We start from the raw sequence: 12,947 nt of genomic DNA on the forward strand, positions 1-12,947 counted from the left end.
CTGCTCTGGAGACTCTGGATGACTGACTTTTCTGGCTTGCCCCTGGTAATCGAACCGGCTGACCTGCAAGCCCGGCTTGATGCACCGGAGTTGATCCTGGTGGACCTGACCAGCGTCAACCGCTATAACAGCGGGCACATTCCGGGGGCTCGCTTTGTCGACCCGAAGCGTACCCAGCTGGGCCAACCCCCTGCGCCGGGCCTGCTGCCGGCCAAAGCTGACCTGGAAAAACTGTTTGCCGAACTCGGCCACAACGCCAATGCGGTCTACGTGGTCTATGACGACGAAGGCGGCGGCTGGGCCGGGCGTTTCATCTGGTTGCTGGATGTCATCGGCCACACGCGTTACCACTACCTCAACGGTGGTGCGCAAGCGTGGCCAGCGAGCACTCTCAGCACCGACGTACCGGCCGCTGCCAGCGGTACGGTCAGCCTGACCCTGCACGAAGAACCCACGGCAACCCGTGAATACCTGCAAAGCCGCATCGGCGCCGCCGACCTGGCGATCTGGGATGCACGCAGCCCCGCTGAATACCGCGGCGAGAAAGTCCTGGCCGCCAAGGGCGGGCACATTCCCGGCGCGGTCAATTTCGAATGGACTGCCGGCATGGACATGAACAATGCCCTGCGCATCCGCAAGGACATGCCCGAGATCCTCGAACAGCTGGGCATCAGCAAAGACAAGGAAGTGGTTACCCACTGCCAGACTCATCACCGCTCCGGCTTTACCTACCTGGTGGCCAAGCATCTGGGCTACCCTCGGGTCAAAGCCTATGCCGGATCCTGGGGCGAATGGGGCAACCACCCCGACACCCCTGTTGAAGTTTAAGGAAACCTAATGAAATCCCGCTTGTTCATCATCAGTCAGTACCTGCTGCCTCATCACCTGCTGTCGCGTCTGGCCGGCTGCATTGCCGAATGCCGCGTGCGCTGGTTCAAGAATGCCTTCACCAGCTGGTTCGCCAAGCGCTACCAGGTCGATATGTCCCAGGCCCTGGTCGAGGACGTCACCGCTTACGAGCATTTCAACGCCTTCTTCACCCGCGCCTTGAAACCCGGTGCACGCCCGCTCGACGAGACCCCGGGTGCGGTCCTCTGCCCGGCCGACGGTGCGGTCAGCCAGCTGGGCCCGATCGAGCACGGTCGCATTTTCCAGGCCAAAGGCCACAGCTTCAGCGCGCTTGAACTGCTGGGCGGTGATCCGGCCAATGCTGCGCCGTTCATGGGCGGCGAATTCGCCACCATCTACCTGTCACCGAAGGACTACCACCGGGTGCACATGCCACTGGCCGGTACCCTGCGCGAAATGATCTATGTGCCGGGTCGACTGTTCTCGGTCAACCAGACCACCGCCGAAAACGTACCGGAGCTGTTTGCCCGCAACGAACGCGTGGTCTGCCTGTTCGATACCGAGCGCGGGCCGATGGCTGTGGTGCTGGTTGGCGCAATGATCGTCGCGTCGATCGAAACCGTCTGGGCTGGCCTGGTGACGCCACCGAAGCGTGAACTGAAGACCTTCCGCTACGACGAAGCCAGCCGCGCACCGATCCACCTGGAAAAAGGTGCAGAACTGGGTCGCTTCAAGCTGGGTTCGACGGCCGTCGTGCTGTTTGGACCTGAGCAGGTCAAATGGGCCGAAGAGCTCGGTGCCGGTTCGGCGGTGAGCATGGGCCAGCGTCTGGCGCTGCCTGCCCAGGCCTGAAAATGAAAAAGCCCGCAGCGATGCGGGCTTTTTTATCTGTGGGAGCGGGCTTGCCCCGCGAAGCAATGTAGCGGACACACCGCAATCGCGGGGCAAGCCCGCTCCCACCGGGTCTTAACTACGACCGTCGCGATCGCGGAAGCCCAGCAGGTACAGCACACCGTCCAGACCCAGCGTCGAAATCGCCTGTTTGGCCGACTGCTTGACCAACGGCTTGGCACGGAACGCCACGCCCAGACCGGCGATGGCCAGCATCGGCAGGTCGTTTGCGCCGTCACCTACGGCAATGGTCTGCTCCATCTGCAAACCTTCCTTGCGCGCCAGCTCACCCAGCAGGTCTGCCTTGCGCTGGGCATCGACGATCGGCTCAACCGCAACGCCGGTGACTTTACCGTCAACCACTTCCAGCTCGTTGGCAAAGACATAGTCGATGCCCAGCTTGGCCTGCAGTTGCTTGGCGAAGTAAGTGAAACCGCCAGACAGGATCGCGGTTTTGTAGCCCAGACGCTTGAGCTCGGCAAACAGGGTCTCGGCGCCCTCGGTCAGGCGCAGCGAAGCACCGATCTCGTCGAGCACGCCAACATCCAGGCCCTTGAGCAAGGCCAGACGCTCTTTGAAGCTGGCACGGAAGTCCAGCTCACCACGCATGGCCCGTTCGGTAATTTCCGACACCTGCTCACCCACGCCAGCGGCCTTGGCCAACTCGTCGATCACTTCGGCCTCGATCAGGGTCGAGTCCATATCGAACACCGCCAGGCGACGGTTGCGACGGAACAGCGAGTCCTGCTGGAAGGCGATGTCGACGTTCAGCTCCTGGGCCACACTGAGGAACTCGGCACGCAAAGCTTGCGGATCGGCCGGCTCGCCACGGACCGAAAACTCGATGCAACCCTTGCCCTGCTCGACCGGCGTATCCAGGGCCACACGGCCGGAAAGGCGGTCGATATGGTCGATGTTCAGCCCGTACTTGGCGGTAATCGAACTGACCCGCTGCAATTGTTCGGCAGTCACCTTGCGGGTCAGCAAGGTCACGATGTGACGCGCTTTACCCTGGCCTTCAACCCAGCTCTGGTAATCGGCTTCGGAAACCGGCGTGAAGCGGACCTGTTGATCGAGTTCGTTGCCCGCAGCCTGAATATTCTTCAGCACCGATGAGGCCTTATCGGTATCCGGGATTTCCACCAGAATGCCAAAAGACAGGGTGTCGTGAATCACCGCCTGACCAATGTCGAGGATGTTCACACCACCCTGGGCCAGAACGCCGGTGATGGCCGCAGTAAGACCTGGACGGTCTTCACCTGTGATGTTAATCAGAACGATTTCGCGCAAAACGGGCTCCGACTCGTGGAAAAAAGCACATTCTACCGATTTTCGCTGACCATCGGGTGCAGCCGATGCTTTGCCGGTCCATGAGCGCTCGCTATACTGCGCAGCAACTTCTCCGACATAAAGAGCCGCGCTCTGTGAACCGGCCCACGCCCGTTAAAACCGACAACTTCTTCCTGCTGATATTTCATGCTCTGCGCCAACGCCGTGTGCCGCTTGCGCTGCGTATCGCCTGCCATAACGTGCTACTGGTAGCACTGGCGCTGGTGATCTATGCCTGCGTGATGGGATTGCAATTCAAGCAGGCCATGCATGAACAAGCCGACGCCCTGGGGCAGAGCCTGACCACGCAGACCGCTACCTCGGCGACCGAGCTGCTGGTGTCCAACGACATCCTCAGCCTCAATGTGCTGCTGGGCAACCTGGTGAAAAACCCGCTGGTGGCCCATGCGGCGATCTACAGCGTCGACAACCGGATCCTTGCCGAAGCCGGCCAGCGCCCGAAAAACGGCCTGCTGGGTGAGGCCGAAGGCCTGTACCAGACCAAGATCACCTTCCAGGACGTGACTGCCGGACAACTGCGCATCAGCCTGGACATGAGCCAGTTCCAGCAGCCGCTGACCATCAGCCTGCAGAGCATGGGCATTCTCGCCGGTATTCTGCTGGCCCTGGCCCTGGCCATGAGCTTGCGCCTGGGACGCTTCATCTCTACCCCGCTGCTGCAGCTGCGGGTGTGGCTGCGTGACATCAACGAGTTCACCCCGGCCACTGACCGCCAAGATGAGATCGGTGACCTGGCCCGCCAGTTGCACACCCGCTTCGCCCCACCGCCGCGCGAAGTCGAACCAGAGCCCGAAGAACTGGACGAAGACGAACCCGAGTTCGAAGTTCGTAACCTGCGCGACCCAAGTTTTGACGAAGCACCTGCTGTGTCCAGGGTCAGCAAGCCGGTAACCACCGACGATGACGACAACGATGACGCATTTGCCGACCTGATCGACGACGAAACGCACAACGCCCCGCGCCCTGCCCCGCAAGCCGTCAATCGCGAGCCCCAGGCCAGTGCGGTACTGGCGGTACAGCTAGGCTCCCAGGAGCAACTTCGGCGCCTGCCGCGCACCCGCCTGACCGAGTTGCTGGAGCGCTATCGCGACTGCCTTGACCAGGCCGCATCGCTGTATGAAAGCGAAGTACACACCCTCAACGACGGCAGCACCCTGATGCTGTTCCACAGCCAGGACAGCGGCGAGGACTACCTCACCAATGCCATTTGCTGTGGCGAGCTGTTGCGCGCCCTTGGGCATGCCCTGCAGATCGAAGTGGCCGACAGCGGCATCACCTTGCAGTTGCAGCTGGGCCTGACCCTGGGTGAAGACCTGCACGGCCTGAACCAGATCGACCTGCTGTTGACCGAGAAGGCCCAGGATGCCCTGGCCCTGTCGCAACACAGCCGTAACCTGCTGCTGGTTGAGCGCAAGATCAGCGATGACAGCCTGATCCGTCAGCGTGCCCGCATCCGTCCGATTGCCAGCCCCGAGGGCGCCTGCTGCGTCGAGCGCCTGATGGAGCCTTACCCGTCGATGCTGGAGCGCCAGCTGGCGCGGATGCATGAGCGTCGGGTCAAGGGTTGATCTTTATGCATTGATCGCGGGGCAAGCCCGCTCCCACTGTGGGAGCGGGCTTGCCCCGCGATAGCAACCTCAATACCACAGCCACAAAAAAGCCCGCATCGCTGCGGGCTTTTTTATGGGTACTTGCTTAGAAGCGGAACACTTCCAGATCGGTACGAATCGGCGTCGCCAGAGGAATCTTTGGCTTCTCCGGCTCTTTGCGCACCTGCACCGGCGCGGCCTTCTTCGGCGTCTCTTCAACAATCGGAGGCTGGTTGGCCAGAGGCTTGAGGGCAATACTCAACTGCTCAGCGAGCTTTTGCAGCAACTGTCCCTGGGCCTGAACCTGTGCCGCCGAGCTACCCTGGTGCTGCTGCTCCAGATGAACGATGCGGTTGTCCCGGACCTGGCCACGGCGATCAAGCAAGCGCCACTGGGCATCCAGAATCGCCGGCTGGTTAGTGCCGGAGTCCAGACGGGTAATCGACAGAAGGACCTGCACATCCGGCGTGAAGCCGGTATTAGCCGGTGCCAGCACTACGCGCTGGCTGTCCAGGCGCCAGGCCAGCTGACGGACCAGCAACTGATCGATATCTGCCGACAGGCTGCCAGCCCAGCGGCCATCGGTCGCTGCGGTCAAGCTGCCATCGGACTGGCGCTGCAGCAGGGTCTCGCGCTGCAGGTAGTCGGCAACCGATACCGGGCCGAGCACGACAGCCATGCCCGCGCTTTGCTTGGGCTGGCCAGGCTCACCACTGTCGAGCTGATACAGGGATACCGGCTGGTGCATGCTGCAACCGGCCAGACCGAGCACGCCACTCATCAGCAGAACAAACGGAAGGCGCAGAAATTTCATCATCCCATCCAGGCGGTCGCCACAAGGCAAACCGCAGTGATACTCACATAGATTCATTCGGGCACACAGCTACGCTGGCACCGCAAGGGCCCTATCATCCGCGAAATAGCGGCACGACTCCAGTGTTTCAACCACGAACGGGCGCTAATTTACCCATTCGCAGCCTCTGTCCCGGCTTATACGGGATTTTCCACCAACAACGCATCAACCCGCTGGAAGCCCCGTGGCAGTTTATTACCTCGACGGCCACGCTCCCCTTTGTAATGCTCAAGGTCATCGGCCTTCAGTGACAGCGTACGCTTACCGGCCTGCAACACAAGAGTGGCGCCATCGGCAATGACCGCCAGATCGGTGACGAACTCCTCACGGCTGGCAACCCGGTCGCCGGGAATCCCGATGATCTTGTTGCCCTTGCCTTTGCCCAGCTGTGGCAGGTCGCTGATCTTGAAGATCAACAGACGACCTTCGGTAGTCACCGCTGCCAGCCAGTTCAGCTCGCGGTCAGCCACCGCACGCGGGGCTATGACCTTGGCGCCATTGGGAAGGCTGAGCAACGCCTTGCCGGCCTTGTTCTTGGCCTGCAGGTCTTCGCCTTTGACCACGAAGCCGTAGCCGGCGTCGGAGGCGATTACATACAGCGCATCATCTTCAGGCAGCAGCACACACTCGAAGCCCGCCCCCGGCGGCGGCGTCAGACGACCGGTCAGCGGTTCGCCCTGGCCGCGTGCCGAAGGCAAGGTATGCGCGGCAACCGAATAGCTGCGTCCGGTGGTGTCGATGAACACGGCAAACTGATTGGAGCGCCCGGCGGCGGCGGTCTTGAAACCGTCACCGGCCTTGTAGGACAGGCCCGTGGCGTCGATATCATGGCCTTTGGCGCAACGTACCCAGCCTTTTTCCGACAGCACCACCGTCACCGGCTCGGTCGGCATCAATTCATTTTCCGACAGCGCCTTGGCTTCAGCACGCTCGACGATCGGCGAACGACGATTGTCGCCGTAGGTTTCAGCATCCTTGATCAGCTCGGCACGCACCAGTTTGCGCAGCTTGCTTTCGCTGCCCAGCAGCGCGATCAGTTTGGCTTGCTCCTTGGCCAGCTCGTCCTGCTCATTGCGGATCTTCATCTCTTCCAGCCGCGCCAGCTGGCGCAGGCGGGTTTCGAGGATGTACTCGGCCTGGGTTTCAGTCAGGTCGAAGCGCGCGATCAGCGCGGCTTTGGGCTGATCCTCGGTACGGATGATGTGGATCACTTCATCCAGGTTGAGGAACGCAACCAGCAAACCTTCGAGCAGGTGCAGGCGGCGCTCGACCTTGTCCAGACGGAATTGCAGGCGGCGGCGCACGGTCTGTACGCGGAACTCAAGCCATTCGACCAGCAGCGCACGCAGGTTCTTCAGCTGCGGACGACCATCCAGGCCGATAATGTTGACGTTGACCCGGTAGCTGGACTCAAGGTCGGTGGTGGCGAACAGGTGCTGCATCAGCTCGTCGAGGTCAACCCGGTTGGAGCGGGCGATGATCACAATGCGGCACGGGTTTTCGTGGTCCGACTCATCGCGCAGGTCTGCCACCATCGGCAGCTTCTTGGCCTGCATCTGTGCGGCGATCTGCTCCAGCACTTTGGCCCCGGAGACCTGATGCGGCAGTGCCGTGACAACGATATCGCCATCTTCAATGCGGTAGACCGCGCGCATGCGCACCGAGCCGCGACCGCTTTCGTAAATTTTCAGCAGTTCCGCGCGCGGGGTGATGATCTCCGCTTCGGTCGGGTAATCCGGGCCCTGGATATGCTCGCAAAGCTGCTCGACCGTAGCTTTCGGCTCGTCCAGCAGGCGCACGCAGGCGCTGGCGACTTCGCGCAGGTTGTGCGGCGGCACGTCGGTGGCCATGCCTACGGCAATACCGGTGGTGCCGTTGAGCAGGATGTTCGGCAAACGTGCCGGCAGTACCGCAGGTTCATCCAGGGTACCGTCGAAGTTCGGTACCCAGTCGGCAGTGCCCTGGCCCAACTCGCTGAGCAACACTTCGGAGTAGCGCGACAGGCGCGCCTCGGTATAACGCATGGCGGCGAACGATTTCGGATCGTCCGGCGCACCCCAGTTGCCCTGGCCATCGACCAGGGTGTAGCGGTAGCTGAACGGCTGGGCCATCAGCACCATGGCTTCATAGCACGCCGAGTCGCCGTGGGGGTGGAACTTGCCGAGTACGTCACCCACGGTACGCGCCGACTTCTTGTGCTTGGAGTCGGCGTCCAGGCCCAGTTCGCTCATGGCATAGACGATGCGTCGCTGCACCGGCTTCAGGCCGTCGCCGATATGCGGCAAGGCGCGGTCCATGATCACGTACATGGAGTAGTTGAGGTAGGCCTGTTCGGTGAAGTCAGCCAGTGACCGGCGCTCTACGCCATCGAGGCTGAGATCAAGGGAGTCGCTCATGCGGGCCTCATCATTTCAGGTTCTGGCGCAGCAGCAAGGTGCCACCACGCTGGGTAAATTCGAGTTGTTTCAGAGCACTCATGCCCAGTAGTACCTGGTCGCCATCCAGCCCTGGCACCACCAGGGCGCGCACCTCGCGCAGCAGGATGTCACCCAGTTGCAGCGTGCCAAGGCGGGTTCGATAGCCCTGGGTCCGGCCATTGGCGGTACTCAGCATCACCGGGGCACCACGCTCAAGATCAAGGGTTGCGGCCAGCCGTTCGGGAACTGCCACGTCGGTGGCACCGGTATCGAGGAGAAAATGTACTGCCTGGCCATTGATCTGACCATCGGCGACAAAGTGGCCCTGGCCGTTACCTGCCAGCTGCACCTCGATAAAACCTTCGCCGTGCTGGGAACGGACCTGTGCATTGGGGTTGGCCTGACGCTGCTCCCAATCACCGAAAAAACGTGTGGCCAGGAACAATCCGGCCGCCCAGGCCAGGACCAGCAGTACTCTGCCAGCACGCTTGCCTGGAGGCTGACTCACGATTTACTGCTCCAGCCGCCAGCTGGAGCGGCAAAACGCCAGACAACCGGCCGCGACTCGCCGTCGTTGCGGGTTGCACCATTGTTGTCCAAACCGATCCAGGCGCCTTCGGCATCGATCACCAACGCCTCGGCCAGGCCAAAAGGCTGGGCGTACAGACGCGGCTCGGTCAAGCCACCTTCAGCGTACGACCAGCAGCGCTCGACCTTGGCACTCGCCGTGTCGCGCCGACAGATACGATGGGCGTTGCGTTCCAGGGTGAACAGCTTGCCGTTGAACAGTGCCAGGTCAGCAAAATCCCGTGGTAGCGCGCGCGCGCCGGGCATCTGCGGCGGCTGCATTTCGACCCCGGCCTCGCTGAGCAGCACACAGCCATCGCCGCAACTCCAGACGGTCTGCTGGCGATTGATCAGCAACAGCCCGCGGCGCTCGCGCTCGGCCGCCAACCAGATGCGATCACCGGCCGGACTCACCGCCAGGCCTTCGAACAGGGCGTTGAAATGTAGGAGCATGCCGCTGGCCCGCGCCTGACGCACCATGCTCGGGTCGATCTTCAGCCAGTTCGGCTCGCCGTCGACCGGAACCTGCAACACGCCAGCATGGGCCTCGCTGACCAGGTAGCGGTTACCGGCGGCATCACAACTGATGCCTTCGAAATCCAGATCGCCGCCACGAACCTTACCGACTGCCCAGGTTCGCGAACGAATCCCCCAGGGCAAGCCGCTATCCGGCACCGGCGGCGCCGCCACCGGCACCGATTCGGCCTGCCATACCGGCGCCTGGGTATTGAGCCGGTAAATCAGGTCGTCATCGCGGTCTGACACCGTCCATAGCTCACCCTTGCACAGCGCCAGGCCCGACAGGTTGCCGCCGCGCATGCCCTCGACCGGGTACTCGGCGACAAACTTCAACTCCGGCCACGGCGCGGCCTGTGATGACAGGGCAAAAACGCCAAGCACTGCTGCCAGGAGTGAACGAATCAAGCCAGGACCTCGGCCAGGTTGCCTTTGGACTCCAGCCAGTTCTTGCGGTCTCCGGCACGCTTCTTGGCCAGCAGCATGTCCATGATTTCGCGGGTGCCGTCCAGATCGTCCAGGGTCAACTGGACCAGACGGCGGGTGTTCGGATCCATGGTGGTTTCACGCAGCTGCGGCGGGTTCATTTCACCAAGGCCTTTGAATCGCGTGACCTGCGGCTTGCCGCGCTTCTTCTCGGCGACCAGGCGATCGAGGATGCCATCACGCTCGGCTTCATCGAGGGCGTAGTAGATTTCCTTGCCCAGGTCGATGCGGTACAGCGGCGGCATGGCCACGTAGACGTGACCGGCCTCGACCAGCGGACGGAAGTGCTGGACGAACAGAGCGCAAAGCAAGGTGGCAATGTGCAGACCGTCGGAGTCGGCGTCGGCGAGGATGCAGATCTTGCCGTAGCGCAGCTGGCTCATGTCGGCAGCACCGGGATCGACACCGATGGCCACGGCGATGTTGTGCACCTCCTGGCTGGCCAGGACTTCACCACCGTCGACTTCCCAGGTGTTGAGGATCTTGCCGCGCAGCGGCAGGATCGCCTGAAACTCCTTGTCGCGCGCCTGCTTGGCCGAACCGCCTGCCGAGTCACCCTCGACCAGGAACAGCTCGGCTCGCATCGGGTCCTGCCCGGCGCAGTCAGCCAGCTTGCCCGGCAATGCCGGCCCCTGGGTAACGCGCTTGCGTTCGACCTTCTTGCTGGCTTTGAGTCGACGTCCGGCATTGTTGATGGCCAGCTCGGCAAGCTGCATGCCCAGCTCGGGGTTCGCATTGAGCCACAGGCTGAAGGCGTCCTTGACCACCCCGGAGACGAACGCAGCGGCCTCACGGGACGACAGGCGTTCCTTGGTCTGCCCGGAGAATTGCGGCTCCTGCATTTTCATCGACAGGACGAAGCTGATGCGTTCCCAGACATCTTCGGGTGCCAGCTTGACACCACGAGGCAACAGATTGCGGAACTCGCAGAACTCGCGCATGGCATCGAGCAAGCCTTGGCGCAGGCCGTTGACGTGCGTGCCGCCCTGAGCGGTAGGAATCAGGTTGACGTAGCTTTCCTGGATGCTGTCGCCGCCCTCGGGCAACCACAACAGGGCCCAGTCGGCAGCTTCCTTGTTCCCCGCCAGGCTGCCGCAGAACGGCTCATCGGGCAGGCGCAGGAACTCGCTGACCGAGTCGACCAGGTAGGAACGCAGACCGTCTTCATAGTGCCATTCGACTTTTTCGCCGCTGGCCTTGTCTTCGAAGCTGACCAGCAGCCCCGGGCACAAGACCGCCTTGGCCTTGAGCACGTGCTTGAGGCGGCTGATGGAAAACTTCGGTGAATCGAAATACTTCGGGTCCGGCGCGAAATACACGCTGGTGCCGGTATTGCGCTTGCCAACTGTACCGACGACTTCCAGCTCGGTGGCCTTGTAGCCGTCGGCGAAGGTCATCTGGTACTCGTTGCCATCGCGCTTGACCTTGACCCGCACCTGACTGGACAAGGCGTTGACCACGGAAATACCCACGCCGTGCAGACCACCGGAGAACTGGTAGTTCTTGTTGGAGAACTTGCCGCCGGCGTGCAGCTTGGTAAGGATCAGTTCGACCCCGGAAACACCCTCTTCCGGGTGGATATCCACGGGCATGCCGCGACCGTCATCGGACACTTCCAGCGAATGGTCGGCGTGCAGGATCACCTGCACCGACTTGGCGTGCCCGGCCAGGGCTTCGTCGACACTGTTGTCGATGACTTCCTGGGCCAGGTGGTTCGGCCGGCTGGTGTCGGTGTACATGCCCGGGCGTTTGCGCACCGGGTCAAGGCCCGAGAGGACTTCGATGGCGTCTGCGTTATAGGCACTAGCGCTGGGAATGGCCATGGGTACTCGTCGTCAGTCGTGGGTGAAAATAAGTCATCAAAATACAGAAAAATCGAGCGTTTGATACTGCTGTGGCGCAATGCCAGCAAAGCTCAACAAGGCTGGCAGGCGCTCGGCGAAGCCCTGGAAGCTGTGATCGCCACCGGCCTGGATGCGCAGCGCGCAGGCCCGGTAGAACTGTTCGGCCTGGCGGTAGTCCAGGGTTTCATCGGCGGTTTGCAGCCAGACCTGATAGCGCCCGGCATCCGTAGGCGGCGCCACCTCGAGCTCGGCCAGGGCCTGCACATGATCGAGGGTCAGCTCCCAGGACTCACCGGTGTAGTGGTTCTGCTGAGTGCCCAGAAAGCCATCGAAACGCCGGTGCGGGTTGACCGCCGGGTTGATCAGCAATGCTTTTAGCCCGTGGCGCTCGGCCAGGTGGGTGGCATAGTAGCCGCCGAGCGAGCTGCCGACCAGTAATGGCGCTTCGAGCTCGGCAATCGCGGCTTCGAGCTGGGCCGTGGCCTGGCGCGGGTGATGGTGCAGCGCTGGCACCCGCAGGCGTTCGCCCAGGCCGATCTGCTCCATCACTGCAATCAATTGGCAGGCTTTCTTGGACGAGGGCGCGCTGTTGAACCCGTGTATATAGAGAATCGAACCCGACATGCCGCCCCCGGTGTACTTCAATCGCCTGACGGTGCCAGGCAGGAAAGCGCGCATTTTAGCCTGTTCAACGGCAGATGGAGCAGTTTCACCCATTCAGCAACACTTAATAGCCGTCGCCTTCATAGTCGACCGTGAACGCGAAGCCGGTTACCCGCGAGACTCCGGTCTCGATCGAGCCATTGCCATGCAAGCGCAACCAGCGGTAGCCGGGAGCCTGCTCACCGACCTTGAAGTCCTCACTGCCGGGCTCGAACTGAATGCAGGTGGAGGGTGAGGCCAATAGCCGCAGACCGTCACGCCGCTCATCCCATTCCTGGTGCACATGCCCCCACAGCAAGGCCCGCGCCTGTGGATAACCGTTCAGCAGGGCAAACAGTGCGTCGCCATTGCGCAGGCCGATCGGTGCCATCCAGGAGCAACCGATGGGTACCGGCTGGTGGTGGAAACAGATCAGGTGATGACGCTCGGGCGCCTCTTTCAGGGACTGCTCGAGCAGCGCCAACTGGCGCTCATCGAGCACGCCCGGCACCGATCCCGGCACCGCTGAATTAAGCATCAGGATGCGCCAGTTACCGATATCGACCAGCGGTTTGAGCAGATCACTGCCCTGCGCCACGCGCTCCATCGGCACAGGCTCGTCATGGTTACCGGCGAGCCAGCGGGCCGGGGCCCCGAGGCTTGCCGTCAAATCACGAAAAAATTCGTAGGAGGCTTCGCTGCCGTCCTGAGACAAATCGCCAGTAGCCAGCAGCAGGTCGATCCGCGGCTGCTCTTCACGCACTCGTTCGACCACCCGCTGCAGGCTGTCGCGGGTGTTCATGCCCAACAGCGTACCCTGCCCATCGGCAAACAGATGACTGTCAGTCAGTTGCACCAGGTACAAGGGTGCATCGCTATGCGGGATCGATTGTTGCGGCAAGGGCCGACTCCTTGAAAGGATTCAGCGCGATTATGGCGGCAA

Annotated in this window: 11 protein-coding genes; 3 read left to right on the forward strand and 8 right to left on the reverse strand. The window is 62.1% G+C overall.

The genetic code is table 11. The annotated features are described in order from the left end of the window. The first annotated feature begins 18 nt into the window (after positions 1–18). Positions 19–828, forward strand: a complete 810-nt coding sequence (locus PSAKL28_RS24085) for a rhodanese-like domain-containing protein (RefSeq protein ID WP_038615231.1) — start codon at positions 19–21, stop codon at positions 826–828. Positions 829–837: 9 nt separating this feature from the next. Further along, a complete protein-coding gene (asd, locus tag PSAKL28_RS24090; RefSeq protein ID WP_038615233.1) occupies positions 838–1,701 on the forward strand; it encodes an archaetidylserine decarboxylase in 864 nt (287 codons plus the stop codon). Positions 1,702–1,815: 114 nt separating this feature from the next. Here the strand turns inward: asd and serB are convergent, their stop codons facing one another. Beyond that, the gene (gene serB / locus PSAKL28_RS24095; protein ID WP_038615235.1) at positions 1,816–3,030 is read right to left on the reverse strand and encodes a phosphoserine phosphatase SerB; all 1,215 of its coding nucleotides are present in this window, start codon (positions 3,028–3,030) and stop codon (positions 1,816–1,818) included. A 134-nt stretch (positions 3,031–3,164) separates the two neighbouring features. On the opposite strand from serB, the gene PSAKL28_RS24100 reads away from it, so the two are divergent. Next, positions 3,165–4,658 carry a HAMP domain-containing protein gene (locus PSAKL28_RS24100; protein WP_038615237.1) on the forward strand — a complete coding sequence of 498 codons (1,494 nt, stop codon included), beginning with the start codon at positions 3,165–3,167 and terminating at the stop codon, positions 4,656–4,658. A 127-nt stretch (positions 4,659–4,785) separates the two neighbouring features. On the opposite strand, the gene PSAKL28_RS24105 is transcribed toward PSAKL28_RS24100, so the two are convergent. The 7 genes from PSAKL28_RS24105 to cpdA form a co-directional block, all read right to left on the reverse strand. Beyond that, entirely contained in the window at positions 4,786–5,493 is a 708-nt protein-coding gene (locus PSAKL28_RS24105) for a PqiC family protein (RefSeq protein ID WP_075226601.1), read from the reverse strand. A 176-nt stretch (positions 5,494–5,669) separates the two neighbouring features. Continuing rightward, positions 5,670–7,928, reverse strand: coding sequence for a DNA topoisomerase IV subunit A (parC, locus tag PSAKL28_RS24110; RefSeq protein ID WP_038615241.1), 2,259 nt, complete (start codon positions 7,926–7,928; stop codon positions 5,670–5,672). Positions 7,929–7,938: 10 nt separating this feature from the next. Further along, the gene (locus tag PSAKL28_RS24115; RefSeq protein WP_038615243.1) at positions 7,939–8,457 is read right to left on the reverse strand and encodes a retropepsin-like aspartic protease family protein; all 519 of its coding nucleotides are present in this window, start codon (positions 8,455–8,457) and stop codon (positions 7,939–7,941) included. After that, entirely contained in the window at positions 8,454–9,440 is a 987-nt protein-coding gene (locus PSAKL28_RS24120; protein ID WP_038615245.1) for an esterase-like activity of phytase family protein, read from the reverse strand. The genes PSAKL28_RS24115 and PSAKL28_RS24120 overlap by 4 nt, the downstream gene beginning before the upstream one ends. Next, the gene (gene parE / locus PSAKL28_RS24125) at positions 9,437–11,341 is read right to left on the reverse strand and encodes a DNA topoisomerase IV subunit B (protein WP_038615246.1); all 1,905 of its coding nucleotides are present in this window, start codon (positions 11,339–11,341) and stop codon (positions 9,437–9,439) included. The genes PSAKL28_RS24120 and parE overlap by 4 nt, the downstream gene beginning before the upstream one ends. A gap of 36 nt (positions 11,342–11,377) precedes the next feature. Beyond that, a complete protein-coding gene (locus tag PSAKL28_RS24130; RefSeq protein WP_038616995.1) occupies positions 11,378–11,986 on the reverse strand; it encodes a YqiA/YcfP family alpha/beta fold hydrolase in 609 nt (202 codons plus the stop codon). 103 nt (positions 11,987–12,089) lie between these two features. Next, a complete protein-coding gene (cpdA, locus tag PSAKL28_RS24135) occupies positions 12,090–12,905 on the reverse strand; it encodes a 3',5'-cyclic-AMP phosphodiesterase (protein ID WP_038615248.1) in 816 nt (271 codons plus the stop codon). Between the last annotated feature and the right edge of the window lie 42 nt (positions 12,906–12,947).

Source organism: Pseudomonas alkylphenolica (genome assembly GCF_000746525.1).
Taxonomy (GTDB): domain Bacteria; phylum Pseudomonadota; class Gammaproteobacteria; order Pseudomonadales; family Pseudomonadaceae; genus Aquipseudomonas; species Aquipseudomonas alkylphenolica.